This window comes from Methanosarcina baltica (assembly GCF_055394095.1).
Genome location: NZ_AP042463.1, coordinates 333400 through 357484 on the forward strand (window position 1 = coordinate 333400; position 24085 = coordinate 357484).

Annotated in this window: 13 protein-coding genes and 1 pseudogene; 11 read left to right on the forward strand and 3 right to left on the reverse strand. The window is 47.7% G+C overall.

All coding sequences use genetic code 11. The features are described 5' to 3' along the window. Positions 1-537: 537 nt before the first annotated feature. Both ACZ5QV_RS01635 and ACZ5QV_RS01640 read right to left on the reverse strand, forming a co-directional pair. Positions 538-1134, reverse strand: a pseudogene (locus ACZ5QV_RS01635) (30S ribosomal protein S3ae); the annotation flags it as partial. A 613-nt stretch (positions 1135-1747) separates the two neighbouring features. Further along, complete coding sequence (locus ACZ5QV_RS01640; RefSeq protein WP_464600929.1) at positions 1748-3256, reverse strand: serine--tRNA ligase; 1509 nt, start codon at positions 3254-3256, stop codon at positions 1748-1750. A 654-nt stretch (positions 3257-3910) separates the two neighbouring features. Here ACZ5QV_RS01640 and brxF point away from each other — a divergent pair. From brxF to ACZ5QV_RS01675, 7 genes are all read left to right on the forward strand, one after another. Further along, entirely contained in the window at positions 3911-4423 is a 513-nt protein-coding gene (gene brxF / locus ACZ5QV_RS01645) for a BREX-3 system P-loop-containing protein BrxF (RefSeq protein WP_464600930.1), read from the forward strand. Further along, positions 4420-8136 carry a DUF6079 family protein gene (locus ACZ5QV_RS01650; protein WP_464600931.1) on the forward strand — a complete coding sequence of 1239 codons (3717 nt, stop codon included), beginning with the start codon at positions 4420-4422 and terminating at the stop codon, positions 8134-8136. Before brxF ends, ACZ5QV_RS01650 begins: the two co-directional genes overlap by 4 nt. Positions 8137-8140: 4 nt before the next feature. Beyond that, entirely contained in the window at positions 8141-9967 is a 1827-nt protein-coding gene (locus ACZ5QV_RS01655; protein ID WP_464600932.1) for a Fic family protein, read from the forward strand. A 54-nt stretch (positions 9968-10021) separates the two neighbouring features. Beyond that, positions 10022-11347, forward strand: coding sequence for an AAA family ATPase (locus tag ACZ5QV_RS01660; protein ID WP_464600933.1), 1326 nt, complete (start codon positions 10022-10024; stop codon positions 11345-11347). Continuing rightward, complete coding sequence (locus tag ACZ5QV_RS01665; protein WP_464600934.1) at positions 11344-12042, forward strand: retron system putative HNH endonuclease; 699 nt, start codon at positions 11344-11346, stop codon at positions 12040-12042. The genes ACZ5QV_RS01660 and ACZ5QV_RS01665 overlap by 4 nt, the downstream gene beginning before the upstream one ends. Before the next feature lie 69 nt (positions 12043-12111). Beyond that, positions 12112-14925 (forward strand): DNA methyltransferase, encoded by a 2814-nt coding sequence (locus ACZ5QV_RS01670; RefSeq protein ID WP_464600935.1) that lies wholly within the window; start codon positions 12112-12114, stop codon positions 14923-14925. 1 nt (position 14926) lies between these two features. Further along, the gene (locus ACZ5QV_RS01675) at positions 14927-16234 is read left to right on the forward strand and encodes an ATP-binding protein (RefSeq protein ID WP_464600936.1); all 1308 of its coding nucleotides are present in this window, start codon (positions 14927-14929) and stop codon (positions 16232-16234) included. On the opposite strand, the gene tnpC is transcribed toward ACZ5QV_RS01675, so the two are convergent. Then, positions 16185-17747: an IS66 family transposase gene (tnpC, locus tag ACZ5QV_RS01680; RefSeq protein WP_464599444.1), complete on the reverse strand. Its 1563-nt coding sequence runs from the start codon at positions 17745-17747 to the stop codon at positions 16185-16187. The genes ACZ5QV_RS01675 and tnpC overlap by 50 nt on opposite strands. 137 nt (positions 17748-17884) lie before the next feature. Here tnpC and ACZ5QV_RS01685 point away from each other — a divergent pair, with 137 nt between their 5' ends. From ACZ5QV_RS01685 to ACZ5QV_RS01700, 4 genes are read left to right on the forward strand one after another with little or no spacing between them, the layout of a single operon-like run. Then, complete coding sequence (locus ACZ5QV_RS01685) at positions 17885-18445, forward strand: hypothetical protein (RefSeq protein ID WP_464600937.1); 561 nt, start codon at positions 17885-17887, stop codon at positions 18443-18445. A 2-nt stretch (positions 18446-18447) separates the two neighbouring features. Continuing rightward, positions 18448-21330, forward strand: a complete 2883-nt coding sequence (locus tag ACZ5QV_RS01690; protein WP_464600938.1) for a DEAD/DEAH box helicase — start codon at positions 18448-18450, stop codon at positions 21328-21330. Then, positions 21317-23323 carry a BREX-3 system phosphatase PglZ gene (pglZ, locus tag ACZ5QV_RS01695; protein WP_464600939.1) on the forward strand — a complete coding sequence of 669 codons (2007 nt, stop codon included), beginning with the start codon at positions 21317-21319 and terminating at the stop codon, positions 23321-23323. Before ACZ5QV_RS01690 ends, pglZ begins: the two co-directional genes overlap by 14 nt. After that, positions 23323-24081: a hypothetical protein gene (locus tag ACZ5QV_RS01700; RefSeq protein ID WP_464600940.1), complete on the forward strand. Its 759-nt coding sequence runs from the start codon at positions 23323-23325 to the stop codon at positions 24079-24081. The genes pglZ and ACZ5QV_RS01700 overlap by 1 nt, the downstream gene beginning before the upstream one ends. Positions 24082-24085: the final 4 nt, after the last annotated feature.

Here is a 24085-nt window from a genome sequence, read left to right on the forward strand (position 1 = left end):
GAATACAAATGAACCATCAAAAGTTAAGGAATGGTAAAAATATAACTTCATATTTTATTTAGGGAATTGCTTTATACTCATACATATTGTGTTTTTGTGTAAGATGGTGTTTGGTGTAGGAATTCAAACCACGGAACACACGGAACACACGGAAAAAGAATGCAGGAAGACAATCTTAAGGTTGTTCCAGCTTTTTTTAGTCTGCTTGAGTGAGCGAAGCGAGCGAAACGGACCTCGTGCTGTTGCACTTGCAGTGCAACTCCCAGGAAATCTTCGATTTCCTGTGATCCCGAAGCGAAACTCGGGTAGCGAAACTCGGGAAATTGGTGTTTCGGGAAATTGGTGTTTCGGGGTGTTTTGCCCGTCAGCAAACACCCTTACTTTAGATACAAAAGAGTGAACTATGAGTACTCAAACTGCTGCAGGTTCGACTGCAGGTTCGACTGCAGGTTTGGATACAGGTTTGGATACAGGTTTGGATACAGGTTTGGATACAGATTTGGATCCAGATCTGCCTGCAGTTCTACCTGCATTTCTTGCGGCTCTGGCTGCAGGTGTGACCTTGACTTCGGTCTTCCTGATTTCGACCCTTCTGAGGGGATAAATGGCCTTTGCCTGCCTGTAGATGTTTGCTGAAAGCCTGCCGAGGATTGCTTCCTGCATGAAGTCTTCGAAGTTGAGGTCGGATGCTCTCTTTTTGACCATCTGGACCATGAGTTCGCGGATTGCCTTCATCTGGCTGGAGCGAGCTCTTTTGATGGTAAAGCAGGCCGGCTTTACGCGGATTATGTATCCGTCTCTGGTCCTGACATCGATGTTTGCGTCGATTCTGGAGGTCTGCCTCTTGACGATTGAGCGGACGTAGTCGGTTGTGAGTTCGTGCCCGACCAGGCTTGTGCCTGCGATGTTTCCGACGACGTTGTCGATTTTGAGCAGGATCTTGGTGTTGTTCTTGCTCATGTCGTTTGTGAGTTCACCAACGGTTGTCTCAACGGTGCGCCCGAGGAGCTTGCTCACGTCGCTTGCCATGGTGTCTCCAACGATGACTCTGTTAAGGTAAACAGGAGTTTCGATCTTGAACCATTCCTTTGACTTCCAGCTGTCAAGTTTTCTTTGTATTTTCTTTCGTGCCAAGTTATGCCTCCGAATATAGATTCTTAATAATTATTTTAATAAAGATTTTAATAAATATTTTAAGCTGATATTTTAAGACCTCTTAAAAAAAAGTCTTAATAAATTTGAGAGACCTGCCGAAAGCCCTTGCTTCTGTCCGGTATGTTTCATGCCAGATCTTTCGAGAATTCTTTTGAATCCCCTATCCTGAAACGACGAGCGTAAAGCGGTTTTAACCTTTCATAAAAATCCAAAAATCCTGAAAATGAGCTCTCTGATCCCCATAGAGCTGCCAGCAGTTCAGATAGAAAAGGCTCCGATCCTGCAATCAAAAATATGGTTCGGAACGATCAGAAATTGTTCAGAAACTTGTGGATTCTAACTAGTTAGTTGGCCCTCTATACTCATCCTTTCCTTATATATACTAATCGGTTAGCCCGGTCCGAGCCGGGACATGAAAAACAAAAATGAAAACAGGGAAATGAACAGGGAAATGAACAGGGAAATGAACAGGGAAATGAACAGGGAAATGAACAGAGAAATGAACAGGAAAAAATAGGAAAAACAAAACAAAAAAGGAAAAACAAAACAAAAAAAGAAAAGGAAAAGGAAAAGGAAAAGGAAAAATGGGGAATCAGAGGAAGCGGATGCCTTTCGGCATTTCGCCCACTCTCTTCCTGAACTCTTCCGGCCAATTCTCCGGGTCAAGTCCTTTCTGAGCCAGGAATACAGCTGCCCAGCGTTCAAGCCCGACGCCGGAGCAGCCGGACCAGATGTCTTCTCCGGACTGGAGTTTGACGTTGAAGCCCTTGGGGTACTTGTCCCCATTGATGCTGACGTTCTGGAACTCAAGCCATTCCCCGTCTTTGCCACGGTAAGGCAGACAGGCTTCGTAGTCGGTGGTCCCTACAATGTTTCCTTCGGCCAGGCCGAGGAGGCCTTCCTGGGCCATGAACCAGGGGGTTACTCTGGCCTTTCTCCATTCGATGTCAAGGATATCGTTGAAGATGTGCATGTAACGGTCGTGCAGGTCGTTTGCGGCCTGGATTACCTGATCTTTTGTGCCGAGCCAGAGGATTTCGATCCTGTGGAATTCGTCCACTCTTTCGATCCCGTGAATCCCGCCGCTTTCATACCTGTGGGAAGTGCCGGATTTGTCAAAGACATTGATAGGAACTTCGTCGTTGGGCAGAGTTTCGCCTGCTAAGTACATCCAGAAGGGAGGGCACTGAGCGTAGCACATGCCGCCTATGGGGTCTCCGATCTTTTCCTTGATAAGGGAGGTCGGGACCTCGTGGGTTACCTTGTAGTGGTCGATTACCTCTTCCCAGTACTCGGGGTCCCTGGTCGCGGGCGGGCAGACGTAGTAGATTTCAGGATAGACTCCCTTGGCGTGGCCGGATTTCATCCAGACTTCCCAGGGCACGAGTTTCGGGAAGATCATTTCCCTGTACCCGAGAGGCTCAAGAAGTTCATCAAAGACGATTTTCTCAAAGGTCCTGAAGATCTTCGTGGACTGTGGCCCGTGGATCCACTGTCCCCGGCTGGCTCCCCTCTTGAGCCATCCTTCTCTCATCATGGCCTGAGTGGGGTCTTCCGAGCAGGAGTGCTCCATAGGCTCCCTCTGCCAGAGTAAGTTCCAATGCTCGGCCTTGGCCCCGTACTTGAAGGCCTCGATTTTCTCCTCAAGGAGAGTCAGGATCCGGTCCGGCACCCTGTTCTTCATCTCGGCCTCTCCAACCTCAAGCAAAAGCCTGACCCCACCGTCGATGTTTTCCATCGACTTGACGTAAGGGATCTTCATTGCCTTCAGCTCTTTTTCGGAGGGCAAAAGGATTTCGAACTCCTCAACCTCGGTCCCCCGAATCCCGATCTTATATTCTTTCCCGAGGATCTCCGCAAGCTGCTTCCTGAGCCTCATGGCCGCGTCATGCACCCGCACATACTTGCCGGACTCAATGGTAAATTTAATTTTGTCTTCTCCAAGCTCCCATTCGGAAACTTTCGCTCCCTGCCCTTCCGGGGCCCCCTTTGTGAGAAGGGTCCTGTTCGCCTCATCGAAAAAAGCTGCCACGGCTTCCTTTGCAGGGGCCGGGTCCGCGCTGGTCTTATAGTAAGCTTTAAGGTTAAACTGTAACTCCAAGGTCTGGGCCTCTTTTTAGATTGTTAAATGGATAAATCTGAGTATTATATTACTGTAGTAAAGGTGTTTGGGTTTATAATAACCTATTTTCCCCATTGGTTTTTGGGGTTAGTTTTTCCCGTTAGTTATTTGGGGATTTGATAGGGCTTGGAACTTAAAAAGGTTTGGTTTAATCAAGGCAATTACCTTCCGGCTAGAAAATTGGGTAGTGGGAGCAAGTCATTGAAAATCGATTCAAGAAGGACTTTTGGTAAATACACTCAAAAAAGTTGAATATGTATTTTTTCTCCAGCATGATAAATGACTCACAGAAAATACCCTTTTTTTATTAGCTAACATATAACATATAAATCTACAAGTCACTTGGTTTTTATAAAATATGAGTTGTAGTAAAGTAATATCATACATGTATTAAAATAATTTATAAAAATATTTCAATTAAGATTTTGCAAATCTCCAATAGCAAAACCTTTAACATGTTATATAATTAAGGAACATTCTAGAATTAATTAGACTGGCATTCCTAAAGGATTAGGCTCGGCCATTGCATCAGTCGTCGTTGGATATTCAAACAGAACAAGATGGACGAATGGTTTTCCCGCTGGGGTAGCCAATTGGCCTGAAAAGCCAGAAATCGTAAAATAAGGAGCGAACATGACAAAACTGGTTCAGGACAAAGTAAAACAATCTCTGAAGACGGCAGAAGGTCTATATTACCGGCTTGTCCTGCTGGTTGGGGAGACTGGTTCAGGTAAAACCACTGTCCTTCGTGATGTTGCAGCCGAACTTGGGGTTCCAGTTATCAATATCAATTTAGAGCTATCGGAAAAGTTGCTTGACCTGACAGCAAAGAAACGTGCTCTCCACCTCCCTAAACTTCTTGGTGAGATTGCCGACACTGAAGATTTAACCCTGGTGTTCGACAACCTTGAGATCCTTTTTGATAAAGAACTGAAACAAGACCCATTGAAGCTCTTGCAGGGGCTTTCAAGAAATCGTTCTGTACTTGCATCCTGGGACGGTCTGGCAGAGAAGGGAAAACTCATATACGCCGAACCCAGCCATCCTGAATATAGGATTTACAATATTACAGATACATTGATTGTGAAGATGGACAACACGGCAACGGCCGATTCAACAAAAACCAGAGAGGCGAATAAAAAATGAAATACGGAGATCTTATCCAGTTCGATCCTATTGAGTCGGTGGTCCAATTGCGTGACGCGGACAAATCAGGTGCCGCACGCCATTTAGTAAATACTTATGTCATTTCTGAAGAAATGGCGGAAAGGCTCACGGGACTTGTCTTTCCACAATTGCAGTTTAACCAGCCTGTTGACAACAAAGGGATACTGGTTGTCGGAAACTACGGGACCGGTAAATCACACCTGATGTCGGTGGTCTCCAGTCTTGCTGAAGACGCTTCTCTGCTGGCCGAACTGAGTCATGAAGAGGTGGCAGATTCCGCAAAACAGATTGCCGGAAAGTTCAAGGTAATCCGCACCGAGATTGGGTCCACAACCATGTCGCTGCGCGATATTCTGGTTGCCGAACTGGAAGAAAATCTCAACAAATTTGATGTGGATTACATCTTCCCCGAGGCTGACACCATCAGCAACCACAAGCGAGCTTTCGAAGAGATGATGGCCGCTTTTCATAAGGTTTACCCGGACCAGGGTCTGCTTCTGGTTGTTGATGAACTTCTCGATTACCTGCGCAGCCGCAAGGACCAGGAAATTATTCTTGACCTGAACTTCCTGCGTGAAGTTGGAGAAGTCTGTAAAGACCTCCGTTTCCGCTTTATGGCAGGGGTGCAGGAAGCTATTTTTGACAGCCCCCGTTTCGCCTTTGTTGCGGATAGTATCCACCGAGTGAAAGACCGCTTTGAACAGGTCCTGATTGCTCGCAGTGACGTTAAATTTGTCGTGGCTGAACGGCTGCTTAAGAAGACAGCTGAACAGCAGGCAAAGATCCGGGAATACCTGACTCCTTTTGCTAAGTTTTATGGAAATCTCAACGAACAGATGGACGAGTTTGTTCGGCTCTTCCCTGTACATCCTAACTACATTGACACCTTTGAAAGGGTGACTGTGGTTGAAAAACGTGAAGTCCTGAAGACTCTTTCCAATAGTATGAAAGATGTCCTGGATAAAGAGGTACCAGAAGACCGGCCCGGGTTGATTGCCTATGATAGCTACTGGAATATACTAAATCAGAACTCCTCCTTCCGCTCTATTCCCGAAATCAGGGATGTGATCAAATGTAGCCAGGTGCTGGAATCCCGCATCCTTCAGGCTTTCACGCGTCCCGCCTACAAACCAATGGCTCTGCGCCTGATCCATGCACTTTCAGTGCACCGCCTTACCACTGGGGATATTTATTCACCTCTTGGCGCAACCCCGGAAGAACTGCGGGACAGCCTCTGCCTTTTCGATCCCATGATTGCCGAGCTGGGCAGCGAGGAACCCGAAAAAGACCTGCAGACCCATGTGGAAACTGTGCTGCGCGAAATTCATAAGACTGTAAGCGGGCAATTCATCTCATCCAATCTGGAAAACCGCCAGTTCTATCTGGATCTGAAGAAGACCGATGACTTTGAGGCCCTGATCGATAAAAGGGCCGAAAGCCTGGATGATTCGAAACTGGACAGCTTTTATTATGAAGCTCTCAGGCGGGTGATGGAATGCCAGGATACTACCCATGCCAGCGGCTATAAGATCTGGCAGCATGAACTGGAATGGCAGGAACGCAGGGCAGCCCGTGCAGGTTACCTGTTTTTTGGGGCGCCCAATGAGCGCTCCACAGCGGTCCCGGAGCGAGACTTTTACATTTATTTCATTCAGCCAAACGAGCCTCTCAGGTTCAGGGACGAGAAAAAAAGTGATGAAGTCTTTTTTAGGCTGAAAAATACTGATGAAAAATTCCAGGCCGTCCTCAGGAGCTATGCGGCCGCAATAGACCTGGCCGGGACATCTTCAGGACAGGCGAAGGCCACTTACGAGTCCAAAGCAAATGGATTTCTGAAGAAGCTGGTCCAGTGGCTGCAAAAACACATGAATGATGCTTTTGAAGTGACCTATCAGGGACACAGTAGGTCAATGCCCGGATGGCTGAAAGGTACATCCATAAAGGGGGGATCACAGGAAAGCCTCAACTTCCGCGACCTTACAAACGGCATTGCAGGCGTTTGCCTGGCCCCACATTTCGCTGATCAGGCCCCAAATTATCCGTCCTTTTCAATACTTATTACAGGCAACAATCGGCAGCAGGCCGCTCAGGATGCCCTGCGGGCTATTGCCGGACAGAGCCGCACAAAGCAGGCTACCGCCGTTCTGGATGCCCTGGGGCTTCTTGACGGAGAAAGGATTGATCCCTCAGGGTCCGAATACACCGGTTTTGTTCTCGATGCGTTCAAAGCCAAAGGCACCGGACAGGTGGTAAACCACAACGAGATACTTCTGGACGACCACGGTCTGGAATACATGAACCCTACAGCTGCAAGGCTGGAGCCTGAATGGGCGGTGGTGATCCTGGCTGCACTCGTTTATTCCGGGGATGTTGTGCTTTCGATCCCGGGGGTAAAATTCGACGCCACAAAACTCCAGCAACTTGCAGCCACCTCCATGGATGACCTGACCCGGTTCAAACACCTGGAGCTTCCCAAAGAATGGAACCTTCCGGCGCTTAAGGCGCTCTTCGAACTGCTCGGGATGACCCCGGGCCTGGCGCAGCTTATCACTCAGGGCAAGGAAGGCCCAGTACAGGAACTCCAGCAGAAAGTGGGTAAGACGGTCGAACGCATCGTCCTGGCCCAGAAGACTTTACGGGATGGCCTTTCTTTCTGGGGCCTGGACCTGCTTGCGGGAAGCGACCTGAAAGCTCAGGCCGGGCTGGACGAGGCTAAAACGTTTTTCGAGTCTTTGCAGGCCTATTCCACTCCCGGAAAACTCAAGAATTTCCGCTACAGTGCTCAGGAGGTCACTTCTCATGAGAAAGCTTTGAAAGCGCTGGATGACCTTGATTCCCTGCGCGAGTTTGTGCTGGAACACGGCCCGACCGCAGCCTGGCTTTCCACGGCCGAGGGGGTGCTGCCCGCTGAGCATGAATGGGTGGACCGGATGAAGGCCTCAAGACAGGATGTTCAGGTTAGTTTGATGCAGGCAGAGTTTTCCTCGCTTTCGAAACAGTCCGGAAGCATTGCGGCCCGGCTTCAGCAGCTCAAAAAAGACTATATTGTCGCCTACACTGCCCTGCACACAAAGGCCCGTCTCGGTGCCAGCGACGACAGGCGTAAGGTGACTCTCCTGAACGCCCCGCGGCTTCAGACCCTGGTCAAACTGGCCGGGATTGACCTGATGCCCCGGCAGCAACTTACTGATTTCCAGAACCGCCTGGCAGGCTTAAAGAGCTGCTTTACTCTGACCGAAAAGCAGCTTGAGTCCAGTTCGGTCTGCCCGCACTGTGGTTTCCGTCCCTCAGTGGAAGCAGCAGGAAATGCCGGAGCCCTGATTATCGACCAGATGGAAGAGCAGTTGGACAAGATGCTTGAAGGCTGGACCGCAGCTATCCTTGACAACCTGGAAGACCCAATCACCAAGGACAATATGGCCCTGCTCAAACCGGAAGACCGGGAACTGCTCGAAACCTTTATTGTGTCCCGAAAACTGCCGGAGCCGCTAAGCAGTGATTTTGTCCAGGCTTTAAGGGAAGTCCTTTCAGGCCTTGTGAAGATCCCCTTCAGGATGCAGGACCTGCAAAACGCCCTCCAATTAACGGGAGGCCCGGCAACTCCGTCGGAGCTGAAAAGACGCTTTGAGGAATACATTGACGAGCTCACCCGGGGTAATGATCCAAAAAAGGTCCGGATTGTTTTGGAGTAAAACCATGAACAGAGATGAGCTACTGGAAAAGCTCCGCACTTTTGAGTGGAACGATTTTGAGTGCAAAAAGGCCCTTCGAGAAGTTCCGGATGATGCCTACAAAACCGTATCCGCATTTGCCAATACGGCCGGTGGCTGGCTTGTTTTTGGGGTGCAGGAGAAAAACAGGAGGCTGGAGATCGGAGGAGTTGAAGAGGTGGACCGGGTCCAGAATAATTTTCTCAGCACCCTCAGGAGCGGCCAGAAACTCAACCGGATTATCCGGGTCCGGGAGCAGAAATACGAAATCGAAGGCAAGCAGTTACTGGCTTTTTATATCCCAGAAAATTCAAGACAGGATAAACCTGTTTATCTGAGGGGAGACCCTCGCCAGTCATACATCCGCCGGGGGGCCGGGGATGAGCAGTGTACACAAAGTGAATTGGAGCGGTTTTTACGGGATTCTGCACTGCTACGTTATGATAGTGAACCTGTTGAGATTTCCGTTGACAGCTTTTTTGACGAAGATACGGTCCGCTGGTACCAGACGCAGTTCTTTCGGCGCAATCCCGAACATGATGAGATAAGTGACCCTATCGAGTTCCTGCTGAACTGGAACTACATTGTAGAGCAGGATAAGCACATGCTGCCGACAAGAGCCGGGGTGTTGCTTTTTGGAAAAGACCGCTATGTCCGCCAGTTATTGCCCCGGCCGGTACTCGATTACCAGCGTATTGATACTTCCTTTGAACAGTGGTCTCCGGAGGAACGCTGGCACGATCGCTATGTATTCGAGGAAAATATTTTCAAAACCTGGCGGGGCCTTGTGGCACGCTATATGCGTATTGCCGAACGCCCTTTCTCGCTTGATCCTGACACCCTGCGCCGCAATGATGATCCCTCGGATTATGTGGCTTTTCGTGAAGCTGCCATAAACCTGCTTGTGCATCAGGACTACGGGGACCACGGCCGCAAAGCCTCAATCAAATTGTTCACAGACCGGACGATTTTCTGGAATCCAGGGGATGCTTTTGCTACGGATGCAGAGTTGCTGGACCCCACTGAAAAAGAGATCCGCAATCCGGGCATCATAAAGGCCTTTCGTCGCATTGGCCTGAGTGATCAGGCAGGTACCGGGATTCGTGCTATCTTCCGCAACTGGCACGAGCTGGGCCGGGTACCTCCCCGGATTCATAACGATAAAGCCCGCAAACAGTTTGAGCTGGTTTTATTCAACAGGCCTCTGATTAGCGAACGCACGCAGCAGTTCCAGAAGTCCCTCGGGGTTATTCTGACAGCAGAACAGGCTGAAGTCCTGGCGCTGGCCGTAGAAGAAGAACGTATTACCCTGACAAATATTCGCGGCCTGGTTGGTGGCAATTACAGGGAAGCAAAAGCCGTGGCTGACTATATGGTACAGCAGCAACTTCTTAAGGTGCTTGACGAATCCATTTTCGAGCTTCCCGATGCTCTAAAAATCCAGCTAGATAAACAGGCAGATTCAAGTGAATTTGAGGTAGGGACTAAGACCCCGGAAGTCACCCCGGAAGTCACCCCGGAAGTCACCCCGGAAGTCACCCCGGAAGTCACCCCGGAAGTCACCCCGGAAGTCACCCCGGAAGTTCGATTGGTTAATGCTATTTTTGGAGAAATGACCAGGCAAGAATTGCAGAATGCTATCGGGTTAAAGGATGAAGAACATTTCAGAAAAACATACCTACTGCCTGCTTTGAAAACCGGAATCATTGAAATGACCGTCCCCGAAAAACCCCGCAGCAGTAAACAGAAATACCGCCTGACGGAAAAAGGCCGTTTAAAGCAAAAACAGTTTTTACAGGGCTCAAAAACCTGAGCCTTTATAATGAAATTTTAACAGGCATAATATAATACAGGAATAGAGGTCGTTATGAGGGTTACAAAGCTAAACTTGACAAATTACCGGGGAGCTCAAACTCTTTCCCTGGATTTAAATTCACAACTTAATGTTTTTATTGGGGTTAACGGTTCCGGAAAATCAACTGTTCTGGATGCCGTTGCCATTATGCTTTCATGGACTGTAAACAAAATTAACCGTGCAGGTGCAACTGGCAGGCCAATTATGGAAAGTGACATTACCAACGGTAAGGCGGCTTCTTCCATTGAAATGGCATGTGAAGCCGAAGGCAGGCCTATTGAGTGGAAACTATCCAAAGTCCGAAAAGGCTATTCGGCACCGGAAAGCAAAACCAACATGCAAGAACTGAATGAATATACAAAAGGAATTCAGGAAAAAATCACCGAAACCCTGGAGGAGGTTAACCTTCCCATATTCGACTACTATCCTGTGAATCGGGCTGGGCTGGAGATTCCCTCGAGGAAAAGCAAGACGAAGCATAGCTTTGACCTGCTCTCAGCCTATGAGGAAGCTTTGGCCAGTGGTGTGGATTTCAGGACTTTTTTTGAATGGTTCCGGGAAATTGAAGACCTTGAAAATGAAGTCATGAAAATTCAATTGACTCGATTGAATATCGAGGACTCTATAAATAAAATTTTAAATGATAAACCTGTAAATCCGGATGATTACCAGTACCTTGATCCGCAGCTGGAAGCCGTACGAACCGCATTAACTAAATTTTTGCCGGAATTTTCAAACCTCACCGTTCGCAGGAAACCTTTGCGTATGGAAGTTAAGAAAAATGGCAAACCTTTTACAGTGAATCAACTCTCAGACGGGGAAAAGTGCTTAATCGCCCTGGTTGGAGACCTTGCAAGGCGGATGGCAATTTTAAACCCGGTCTCCAAAAACCCGCTGGAAGGTTCAGGGATCGTCCTCATAGACGAAATTGACCTGCACCTGCACCCGAAATGGCAGCGGATGGTGGTTCCTAAGTTACTGGAGGTATTCCCTAACTGCCAGTTTATCATATCCACCCATTCCCCACATGTTATCACCCATGTGCAGCCTGAAAGCCTCTTCCTCCTGAAGCAAACGGATTCCGGCATTGTGGCAGAAAAGCCGATTGAGTCCTACGGGAAAAATGTGGACCGGATTCTTGAGGACCTTATGGGCCTGGAAACTACGAGGCCGAATGAGGTTGAGTCAAGCCTTGACATCATTTTTGAGACTATCGGTGCCGGTAAACTGGATGAAGCAAGAAATCTGATTTCAGCACTAAAGGAAAAGATCGGATCCGATCCTGAACTTGTGAAGGCCGGGGTGCTCATAAAACGCAAAGAGCTGATCGGCAAATGAAGCATATCGTCAAAGGCCATGAACCTCAGAAATTCTCCGACTGGAAGGCAAAAGCCAATGAAGACTGGCAGCCAAGATACGAGGATCTGAGAGGTAAAGAAAAGGAAGCTGTAGTATCTTATCTCATGGAAGAACAGGGTCACATCTGCTGTTACTGCGAACGTCGTTTGATAGTTGACGATTCCCATATTGAGCATTTCAGGCCCCAGAGCGACCCGGCCGTCGATCCTCTGGATTATTCCAATATGCTTCGCTCCTGCCAAGATCATCTGGAAGAGAGAGAGCCCAGGCATTGCGGAAACCTAAAAGGCAACTGGTTTGATGCCCGGCTTCTTGTTTCTCCGCTGGACCCAAGTTGTGAGGGACGTTTTACCTATACAGCAAATGGTAAAATCGAGCCAGCTGATGAATCTGACGATGCAGCAAGAACCACAATTAAAAACCTGGGGCTGAATATTTCGAAATTGATAGCTCTTCGAGAGAAAGCAATAGAGCCATTTCTGGATGAAACCCTGGAATCACATGAATTTTCTCTATTTGTGACGGGGTACCTCAAAAAAGACTCAGATGGAAACTTCGGAGAATTCTGGACGACGATAAATTCTTTTCTTGGACCTTTGGTGGTTCAGTCAGTTGAAGGAACTACCCCGGAAGTCACCCCACAAGTCACCCCACAAGTCACTCCGCAGCAGTAAACAGAAATACCGCCTGACTGAAACCAGCCCCTTAAAGCAAGCACCGTTTTTACAGGACCCTGATGAAAAATGAGCGAACAGCAAACCCTGGACTTTGATAATACACAGGCAGCAACAAAAAAAAGCAGTAAGCTGACCTGTCTCGGCACAACCTTCGAATCCGAAGAAGCCCGCCGAAATCACTTCACCGAAATCCTGCAAGAAAAACTCCAGGATCCGGAGTTCCGCAAAATCGAAGGTTTCCCCATAGCCTCCGATGAAGACATCCTGCGTTTAAGCGACCCGCCATATTACACCGCCTGTCCGAACCCCTGGATTGCCGACTTCATAGAAGAATGGGAAGCCCAGAAACCCGAAAAGCCGAAAGACGACAAATACCACAGAGAACCCTTTGCAACCGACGTAAAAGAAGGCAAAAACGACCCCATTTACAACGCTCACTCCTACCACACCAAAGTCCCTCACAAAGCCATAATGCGCTACATCCTCCACTACACCGACCCCGGCGACATTGTCTTCGACGGCTTCTGCGGAACCGGCATGACCGGAGTAGCCGCCCAGATGTGTGGAGACCGTAAAACCGTAGAATCCCTCGGCTATCAGGTCCAGCCCGATGGCAGCATCCTCCAGCAAGAAACCGACGACGACGGAAAAACCCGCTGGATGCCTTTCTCAAAACTCGGCGTGCGCCGGGCCGTTTTAAATGATCTCTCTCCGGCAGCGACCTTCATAGCCTACAATTATAACACCCCCGTGGACGTGAAGGCCTTTGAGAAGGAAGCAAAACGCATCCTGAAAGAAGTCGAGGAAGAATGCGGCTGGATGTACGAGACCAGACATACCGACGGCCAGATTGGAAAGATCAATTATACCGTCTGGTCGGACGTGTTTGTCTGTCCTGAATGTGCGAGAGAAGTAGTGTTCTGGGAAGCAGCTGTCGATAAGGAAGCCGGAAAAGTACTTGATGAATTTCCCTGTCCACACTGCTCGGCAAAACTTACTAAAAGGAATATAGACCGAGCCTGGGTAACGAAGTATGATTCAGCTATCAAGGAAACAATTAGACAGGCCAAGCAGATTCCTGTGCTGATTAATTATTCTATAGGTGGGAAGCGGTTTGAAAAAAGGCCTGATGAATTTGATTTTGCTCTGATTGAGAAGATTGAAAATAGCGAGATTCCTTACTGGTTTCCAACTGATCGTCTGATGGAAGGTAAAGAGACACGCCGAAACGATCCAATTGGCATTACCCATATACATCACTTCTATACTAAGCGAAATTTATGGGTACTCAGTAAGACATTTCAATCATCAAAAAATAATTCAAAGTTAAAATATTTATTCACGGGATTTTTAAATCGTGCCACGAAGTTAAATCAACTTCATTTAAAGAATTATTTCTTTGGTGGTGGAGGTTGTAATGCAGGGCATCGAAAAGGTACTCTTTATGCACCATCTATCAGCATGGAAACTCCAATAACTGAGTTGCTGGAAAATAGGCTGAAAACCCAGTCTCGTAGTTTCAGTTCCTATCCATCATTTTCAATTAACCTACTATCAACAGTTTCAGTGGACAGCTTTAGCGCAACAACTCTTAAAGATTGTATAGACTACGTTTTTATTGATCCACCATTTGGATCCAATCTCAATTATTCTGAATTGAGTTTTCCATGGGAAAGTTGGCTGGAAGTAGCTACGAATAATATTCCTGAAGCGATTGAAAATTCAGTTCAAGGGAAAGGGCCTGAAGAATACCGAAAATTGATGGAAAGGGGATTCAGAGTTATTTATGCAGCCTTAAAGCCTGGAAAATGGATAACGATTGAGTTTTCGAATACCAATGCTTATGTTTGGAATATTATTCAAACTTCTATTGAAAACTCAGGTTTTATTATCGGCAATGTTTCATCTTTGGATAAAAAACAAGGTGGAATGGCAACAATAAGGAGTCGAATCGCCGTTAAACAGGACCTCGTTATTTCAGCCTACAAACCCAACGGCGGATTCGAAAAGCGTTTTCAAGAAGAGGCCACCACCGAAGAAGGGGTCTGGGATTTTGTCAGGACGCACCTTGATTATTTGCCGGTCACAAAAAGTAAGGGGGCTCTTTTGCAGATGGTGCCTGAGCGTGATCCGCGTATTCTTTTTGACCAGATGGTTGCCTACTATATCAGGAAAGGCTATCCGGTGCCTATATCAAGCCCGGAATTCCAGATCGGGCTTTCTCAGCGTTTTATTGAACGGGACGGGATGTACTTTTTACCGGAACAGGCTGCTGAGTATGACCGCAAAAAGATGACGAAACAGTTCTTCCAGGTAAAGTTTTTTGTCTCGGACGAGGCTTCGGCTATCCAGTGGATGCGCCAGCTTATCAAGGAAAAGCCGCAGACATTTCAGGATATAAATCCCCTGTTCATGCAGGAACTCAGTGGCTGGAACAAAAACGAGCAGCAGCTGGATTTACGGGAACTTTTGAATCAGAACTTCCTCTCTTACGACGGAAAAGGTGAGGTGCCGGGCCAGATTCACAGTTACCTTTCGAGCAACTGGCCTGAAATGCGGAACCTTTCCAAGGATGATCCGAAGCTGGTTACCAAAGCAAAAGACCGCTGGTATGTGCCAGATCCGAATAAGGCGGGGGATCTGGAAAAACTGAGGGAAAAGGCTCTGCTTAAGGAATTTGGGGAGTACAGGCAGGCCCAGAAGAAGTTAAAGGTTTTCAGGCTTGAGGCTGTTCGGGCCGGATTTAAAAAGGCCTGGCAGGAGAGGGACTATTCCACTATAATTGGTGTTGCGGAGAAGATTCCTAATAAAGTGCTTGAGGAAGACCCGAAACTGCTCATGTGGTATGATCAGGCAGTGACAAGGATGGGAAGTGTGTAAAATGCTTTTAAAAGAAGTTGTGTTAAAAAACTTTAGAGGTTACCAGAATGAACACCGAATACCAATTGATCAACTAACAGCTTTTATTGGCAGAAATGATGCTGGTAAATCAACTATTTTCGATGCATTGGCGGTTTTCTTTGATAATCCATTAGTAAAGATTGATGTAAGCGATGTATGCGTACATGCGGGCTGTTCATGCGAGGTTCAGATTGGTTGTGTATTTACGGACTTACCAGAAAAAATCACGATTGATACAAATTCATCAACTTCGCTATCTGAAGAATACCTTCTGAATCAGAATGGATATCTCGAAATTCACAAGATATTTGAGTATTCAGACGGAAAACTAAAGAAGCAAAAGATAATTGCAATTGCTAACCATCCGACTTCTGACAATGTTAATAATTTAATTTGTCAAAAAAATGCCGAACTAAAAAAAATTGGTGACTCAACCGGTATTGATTCATCAGTTGATAGGCGGTCAAACGTAGCTTTGAGAAGAGCAATTTGGGAAAAGTGTGATGATTTACAGCTTAAACCCTCTAAGATACAATTGGATAAAGAGGATTCAAAAAAGATATGGGATCAATTGTATAAATATCTCCCTGAATATGCTTTGTTTAGAGCAGATCGGCCTTCTACCGATGAAGATGCCGAGGTACAAGACCCTCTTAAAGTAGCTGTGATGCAGGCTATTAAAGAAGTTCAACCAGAGCTCGATAAAGTCAAAGAAAAAGTCAGAGAACATACAATTGAAGTGGCTGAAAGAACAATTGTCAAACTTGCGGACTTTGATAAAACACTTGCTTCCGAGCTCACTCCAATTTTTAAATCTGACCCAAAATGGGATAGTCTATTCAAGCTTTCGTTAACAGGAGATTATGAGATTCCCATTAATAAACGTGGAAGTGGTGTTCGAAGGCTTGTTCTTTTTAGTTTTTTCCGGGCTGAAGCGGAGCGTTTAAAAGAACAATCTTGTAAAAGTAATTTGATTTATGCAATTGAAGAACCTGAAACAGCTCAGCACCCAAACTACCAACGAAAAATCATTGAATCATTGCAAGCCATTGCAGAGACCGACGGTTGTCAAGTCATGCTAACAACACATGTTCCTGCTTTGGCTTCTTTGCTTCCTGTTGATTCTATTCGTTACATTTCACTTGATGATAATAACGTAAGATCCATAAAAACAGGATCAGAAGATATTTTTGAACAGGTGGCATCTGATTTAGGAGTACTTCCAGATAGGTATCTATTCAGGGTAAGGGTGGCACATTTTCAATCGCCGCATGAAGTGAACTTATAGTAGGTATATTATTCTTTATTAGTGTAGATATGTATCCCCTAATTCTAAAGAAAACATCTGCTCCATGGGGTTTCCTAAAATCTCCCGATATTTTTTGCTGAACTGTTATCATTCTGAGATCTCTTTCTGCTTGGTTGTTACTGAAAGGAACTCTTAGATCCGTAGCAAACCTCAAGATTTCTTTTTCATACTTTGAAAGTCTATCAAGGAGATTTTTTGCATCGCTCTGCGCTTTTCTTCCTCTTTTAACCCCATTGTCTTTCGAGATTTCAGGTGGAGGATTGTCCTCAAATCCTTTCATTAGTATTGACTGATACTTTTCTTTAAAGGTCTTGAGCGTATCTTCATCTATTTGTATGCCCTGTTTTCTGGCAAAGTCTGCGCATTTTTTAATTTCATATAGGAGATCAGACATCTCCTCAGCCCACACTTGCTTGAATATGTTATAAATGTCTTTAAGTTCTCTTTGAATGTGGACATTACATGCCGCATGTTCACATTTGTATTTAAAATAGGGTTTCCAGAAATCGTGGACTATAATTCCTCTATATTTAGGCAACACTCCCATTTTATTCATTGCTTTTGATCCTCGACTCCTATTATGGAAATAGTATGTATATTTTTTTGTAGAGATTAAATGGCAGTATTCCCCTTGACCACCAACGTCGATTCCAGTTTCATCACCATGGATGACATTTTCTTTTATCAGTTGCTTCTTGATGTGGTTTGTAGCACCTTTCAACTTGTGAAATAACTTATTTTCTGCCCTAATTATTGTACCAACGCTTATATCAAATCCAAAGGCATCTTTAAATAATTTCTTGATTCGGTCATAGGGAATCAATTGGTAGTTTCGGAGGTAAATTGCAATTGTTAAAACCATATTGCCATATTGGACAGGTTTTGTAATTGATTTCGGAAAAGCAGCTTTGTTTTTGCGGTTACAATAAGGACATTTTTTGATCTCAGCACGATGTTCGGTCACTTTACGCCTTACAATTATTTCAAATTCTTGTCTCTTCTCGTAATTTATAACTTCAATCTTCTCAATGTTACAACCACAATGTTCACATTTATGTAGCTTATAAATGATTGTTTTATCAGGATTTTTAATCATCCTTAATGTAGAACCAGGATGCCCTTTTTGGCCGCCAGGACGTCTAAAACTTCCTTTTTGTGAACCTTTTGATTGAGGTATTTTATCAGTAGAATTGTTAGTAGAGGGAAGTCGATTTCTTTTTTGGTTTTGGTTATTCTTTTTTAGGCGAGATTCTAACTCATTAAGTCTTTCTCGAAGTTCGGTGTTTTCGGATTCAAGATTTTCATATCGAGATTCAAGCTCTTCGTGTCGAGATCCAAGATCTTCATACCGAGATTCAAGCTCTTCGTGTCGAGATCCAAGATCTTCATACCGAGATCCAAGATCTTCATACCGAGACTCAAGATCCTCAATATATGAAACAATGGATTCAGGGTCTGAACGGCATTGAGTAAGAATCTCTTCACATTTCATAAACCTCATTCCAAAATCCGATGATTTTTATATTAATCTATATGAAAAAAGTAATTGTTGAGTTTATACGAAATATAAGTTAGAAACAGAGGTAGCTGAATAGATACCCAGATAGGAGAGTTAAAGTAATTTTTTGTGTGGAAGGTCCCCATGATTTACGATTCTTCAGACACATTAATCCACTCCTCAAGTCCGAAGATCCATCTATCATAGATATATTTAATGATCCTCGTATTGCTTTGGTCGTTCTTGGGGGAAGCAACCTTCAGGAATGGGTAAATCAACATTACTTGAAGGAATTTAGATTACCAGAAGTGCATATATATGACCGTGATCTGCTGAATAAAGGGAAATACAAATATCAAGATGCAAGAGATGCTGTTAATAGTAGAAATGATGGGTCAATCGCATTTCTTACTGAAAAAAGAGAACTAGAAAATTATCTTCATTTTGATGCAATAAATGAAGCATTCCAGAAAGTTATCCCCACTCCTTTTACTTTCAATTTGACAGACGATTGTGATGTAGAGGGTGAGATAAAAAAAGCTCTTAATCAAAAGAGGATTAATGGACGATCTCTCAAGCACTGGCTAAATGATGATGCTGCAAATAAAATGTCTTTAGAGCATTTAAAAGATAGAGAGGGGTATGAGGAAATTCGAAATTGGTTCCTCGAAATAGGTAAGAGAGTAAATTAAAAATGATAGATACATGGCAATACTCCACCCTCCACAACACCCCCTGCAAAATAATCGAAGAACAAACCCTCTGGGGCCAGCCCGTCTGCCGGATCTGGTTGCCTGATAAGGATGCGGTTGTTCGAATCCCCAGGTCTACCCTGCGACCCTTAAGCTCCGAAATTCAGCCGGAAATTGAGGCCAGCCGAATCGCTTATATCTCGGCGGCCGCAAAAGTTGCAGAGGTGCTGGAAGGAGGCACAAACGGGGCCGAAGGCCATGTACTTCTGGCTCCCATGGAGTCAAACGTCATCCCGCTTCCGCATCAGATTCAGGCTCTGTCCCGGGCCATTTCGGGAGAAAGGGTCCGTTATCTGCTGGCCGACGAGGTGGGGCTGGGAAAGACTATCGAGGCCGGGCTTGTGATACGGGAGCTGAAGCTTCGGGGGCTCGTCCGGCGCACGCTTGTTGTGGCTCCGAAGGGGATTGCTACTCAATGGGTGGCGGAAATGCAGACCCACTTTTCTGAGGAGTTCAGGCTCATTCTGGGGGAGGACATCGGGACATTGCAGCGTCTTGCTCCGGGAGCGGGGGCTGAGCGGTCTCCCTGGGGGCTTTTTGATCAGGTGGTCGTATCTCTCGATTCCGTAAAGCCATTGGATAAGCGGAAAGGCTGGTCTGCGGAAAGGGTTTCGGAATACAACCGCAGCCGGTTTGAAGGGCTTATCACGGCCGGGTGGGACCTGGTAATCGTGGACGAGGCCCACAGGCTGGGAGGAAGTACCGATCAGGTGGCCCGCTACAAACTCGGGCGGGGGCTTGCAGAGGCTGCTCCTTACATGCTGCTGCTCTCGGCAACCCCGCACCAGGGCAAGACCGACGCCTTTCACAGGCTCATAAACCTGCTTGACAGGAAGGCTTTCCCGGATCTGGAGAGTGTCTCGCGGGACCGGGTGGCTCCTTACGTTATCCGGACCGAAAAACGAAAGGCCGTTGATTCCGAAGGCAGGGCCCTATTCAAGCCCCGGCAGACCCGGACGATTCCCGTTAAATGGGAAAGCCGACACCGCTTGCAGGAGTCGCTTTACGGAGCCGTTACCGACTACGTGCGCGAGGGGTATAACCAGGCCCTTCGGGAAAAGAAGCAGCACATCGGCTTTTTGATGATCCTCATGCAGAGACTGGTCGTCTCCAGCACCCGGGCTATTCGGACCACTTTGGAACGGCGGCTGGAGGCTTTGAAGACCGGGGAAGGCCTGGCATCCCGGCGGCTGGAGGAGAAGGAAAACAGCTCAGAAAATCCGGATGAACTTTATGAAATGGACGGGCAGGAACTGCTTGACGAGCTTCTGAGGTCCCGGGTCTCAGCCCTTAAAAATGAAAGCAGCCAAGTCGAGAGCCTGCTTGATGCTGCTCGCAGGTGTGAACAGGCCGGGCCTGACGCAAAGGCAGAAGCCCTGATCGACCGGATTTATCAGCTCCAGGCCGAGGAAAACGAGCCTGACCTGAAGGTCCTTATTTTTACCGAATTCATCCCGACCCAGGCAATGCTTAAGGAATTTTTAGAGGGCCGCGGGATTTCAGTGACCACACTCAACGGTTCCATGGGCATGGACGAGCGCAAACAGGCCCAAGACACTTTCCGGGACAGGGTCCGGGTCCTGGTCTCCACCGATGCAGGAGGGGAGGGCCTGAACCTTCAGTTCTGCCACATCATCATCAATTACGATATTCCCTGGAACCCCATGCGACTGGAGCAGCGGATTGGCCGCGTGGACCGTATAGGGCAGGAAAAGCCGGTCCGGGCCCTCAACTTTGTATTTGAGGAGTCAGTCGAGTTTCGGGTCAGAGAGGTCCTGGAGCAAAAGCTTGCGGTCATCTTCAAGGAGTTTGGAATCGACAAAACCGGAGACGTCCTTGACTCAGCTCAGGCAGGCGAACTCTTTGAGGATGTCTTTACCTCCGCCTTCCTGGACCCTGAGAAGCTTGAAACCTCGGTGGACCAGACAGTCTCCCGGCTTCGCGAGGAGCTGCTTGAACTCAGGGAGTCCTCGGTCATCTACGGGATCTCGGATGAGCCGGACGTCCGGGCCGCAGAACGCCTGCGTTCACATCCCCTGCCTCACTGGGTCGAAAGGATGACCGTCGGATACCTGAACTCTCACGGGGGAGAGGCAGACCGTAAACGTTCCTGGTGGGAACTTACCTGGCCCGACGGGCAGGTCTTCAAAAAGTGTGTTTTCAGTTCGAAAGAGGCCGAGCACTACACTAACGCAACGCTGCTCAACCTTGAAAATTCCCGGGTCCGGGGGCTGGCGCTCAATCTTCCCAGGATAGCCGCCGGGCAGCCCCTGCCCTGTGTTTTCATAGAAGGGCTACCTCCGAACCTCTCCGGCCTCTGGGGACTCTTTGAAGTGCGCCTCCAGGCAGGACTGCAAAAACACAGCCAGATACGGATTCCCCTCCTGAGAAAACGGTATCTCAGCGTCTTTGTAAGTGACGAAGGCAGGGTCTTCCTGCCCACAGCCCGGCACATCTGGGACGCCATGCAGACGGCAGAGCCGGAACTTTTGCACTCTCTCGGGCCCGAAGAGTCTCTTACAGCTTACGGCCAGCTCCTTGAAGCCGCCGAGCAAACAGGCCAGGAGCTCTTCGAGGCCCTGCAACAGGAGCACCGTTTATCCATAGCTTGCGAAGAAGACCGGGGCCAGTATGCCTTCAAAGCCAGACGAAAAGCCATAGAGCATGTCGGGCTTCCCGAAGTTCGCCAGTACAGAGAAGCCCACTGTGCCGCCGAAGAAAAGGAATGGTGGGAAGAACTGGAAATGGCAAAACAGGTTGTGCCGGAGCTCAAACCGCTTCTCCTTATGCGGATAGTAAAAGGAGGCACTCATGGTCAAGACTAACTGGCGGGATGCCATACTGAATGAATTTATACCCCAGGTCAGCAGGCTCATCCTCGTAGCCGACCCGGATGCTTTGCTGACCGAAGAAAAACTGGCTCTTGAGCTCAAGAACCATGGGTATGACCTGATTGAATTCAATGACCCGATTGAGTTCCGATACGCATACGAATCAAAGTACAGGACCAGACAGGCCCGAAAAAAACATAGTGAGGGGGCAGTCGTCCTCCGCCTGGAAGCCTCCGAACCTGACAGCCTGCCCTATGACCTTCTGAAAGCCGGAAGAAAACTGGCCTTCAGCCTCGGAGAACTTTTCCCCAATCTCAGTTATCCTGTTATCGAGAAACTGGACCGAAGCCTGCTGGACGCCTTATTTGAGGCCCAGCAGAAATTCGCCCCGGAGCGTCTGGGAGACAACGCCACACGGGACTTCATTCTCCGCCATGTGTTCGGCATTGAGGCGGAACTCGTCACCGAGGAGGTTGGGCTGCTCCGGGCCCTGCTCCGGCTTCACTACAACAAAACCAAAATTCCAAAACTGCTCTCTGCCCGCCTGACCGATGTCCTGAAAACTCGTGACTCTTTCCGGAACTGGCCCCTGGAAGAGATTGTTCCGGACGAAGAGGCATTCTTTTCATTCCTGCAAGAACGCTGGCCCATTTTCCTTGAGAGGCAGTTCTCCGAAACCGAAACCGAAGTTTACGGGAAATCTTCAGGAAAAGGGTTCAAATATCCGGGTCCGGATCTCCTGCCCTTCGGCCATGAGGACATCCGCGTCTATATTGACAATCTCTTTGTTGAAGGAAAACTCACCCCGGTCAAGCAGGCCGGGCTCAATGTCGAGGCAAATTCCTGGATTCGGAGCGGAATCGCGGAAACAGGAGTTGAATTTAATGACATCCGCATAACCCGCCTTCTCGAACTCGTAGAGAAAGAAGTTCCGGGGGCTAAAGCACGGTATTCAGACTGGCTGACATTCGCCGGGAAATGGGCTGAACTCGGGGCTCTTATTCATACAGGCTGTCAGGACCGTGAAAGGGAACGTTTCCGAGAGTTTGGCACTGGCCTCAACCAGACCTTCAGCAGCTGGCTGAGTGAGCACTATGCAGGCTTGATAAACCTTCCTTCCACAAACCCGCCCATGCTTCACCATGTCTCACGGAAACTGGCACGGGAACTGGAAGATGCGAAAAATGCCCGGATAGCTCTGGTGGTGGTGGACGGCCTCTCCCTTGACCAGTGGGTCACAATCCGCCAGGTCCTTCAGGAACAGGACAACAGCCTTCTAATCAGGGATGGCGCAACCTTTGCGTGGATTCCCACCCTCACCTCAGTCTCAAGACAGTCTATTTTCGCCGGGAAGCCTCCCCTCTACTTCCCCTCCTCGATCAACACAACAAACAGGGAAAGCGCCCTCTGGACTCAGTTCTGGAAAGACACAGGTCTGTTAAATTCGGATATCGCTTACCTGAGAGGGTTGAAAAGCGGCAACCCTGCTGAGATCCTTGAAGCCAGCCTGAACCCGGACCAGACAAAAGTAGTCGGCCTGGTCGTGGATATGGTGGACAAAATTATGCACGGGATGCAGCAGGGTGCGGCCGGGATGCACACCCAGCTCAAACAGTGGGTCCAGAGTGGATTCCTCAGCACCCTTCTCAGCTACCTGCTGGACCATGATTATCAGGTCTGGCTGACATCAGACCACGGCAATATCGAGTGCTATGGAAAAGGTCGCCCTTCGGAAGGCGCTATTGCAGAAACTCGTGGAGAAAGGGTCCGGACCTATCCGACCCCTGAACTCCGGGCCTCGGTCGCCAGTTCATTTTTATTTGCCCGTGAATGGGAGCCGGTTGGCCTGCCACCTGACTACTTCCCCCTTGTGATCGAGGGAAGCGAAGCCTTCATCAGGGAAGGCGAGATGATTGTTGGCCATGGTGGGATCTCCATCGAAGAGGTCATCGTGCCACTGGTGAAAATTGAGAGGAGAACTCGGTGATGGGTAAAAGGCATGAAAAAATCGGGATAAAGCAGGTAATCCGACCTGAATGGATGGACCACGTACTCAGTATGCTTCTTGCTGGCATGGATCCTGAATCCATCAGAGCCGAGTTAAAAAGCTACCTTGCCGATAAAAAACAGAGTGGTGGCACAGGTGAGCGAGGCGAAAAAACCTATCGCATGGCAATAGCTCCCTTATCAGCCTGGTTTGACCCTGAAGAGGAGCTTCTTGATTTTCGCGACCGTGCACTTACAATGGCATCCAAAATCCCGCCGAAGCAGTGGCTGCCCCTACACTGGGCCATTCTATCTGCTGCATATCCCTTCTGGTTTAATGCTGCCACTCAGACCGGCCGCTTGCTGAACCTGCAAGAACAGATTACCCAGCGTCAGATATTCAACCGACTTAAAGAGCAGTACGGAGATCGTGAAACAGTTTCCCGAAATGCACGTTATACAATTCGCTCATTTGTTGCCTGGAGAGTACTGAAAGACTCGGATTCCAGGGGTTGTTATGAAAAATCCGATACTCTGATGGTTCAGGACAGGGACCTGGCCATTTTGCTCCTGGAAGCAGCATTACATGCTAATCCTGAAGGAAAAGGAAGTTTGGAACTACTGGTAAACGCTCCGGGCTTCTTCCCTTTCAAGCTCCCCACATTGACAGGGGACATCGTTGCTAGGAGAGTACCAATTATTGATGTTGTTCGTCATGGGTTAGATGATGAGCTTCTGAAATTAGGCAAAAGAAAATAATTCA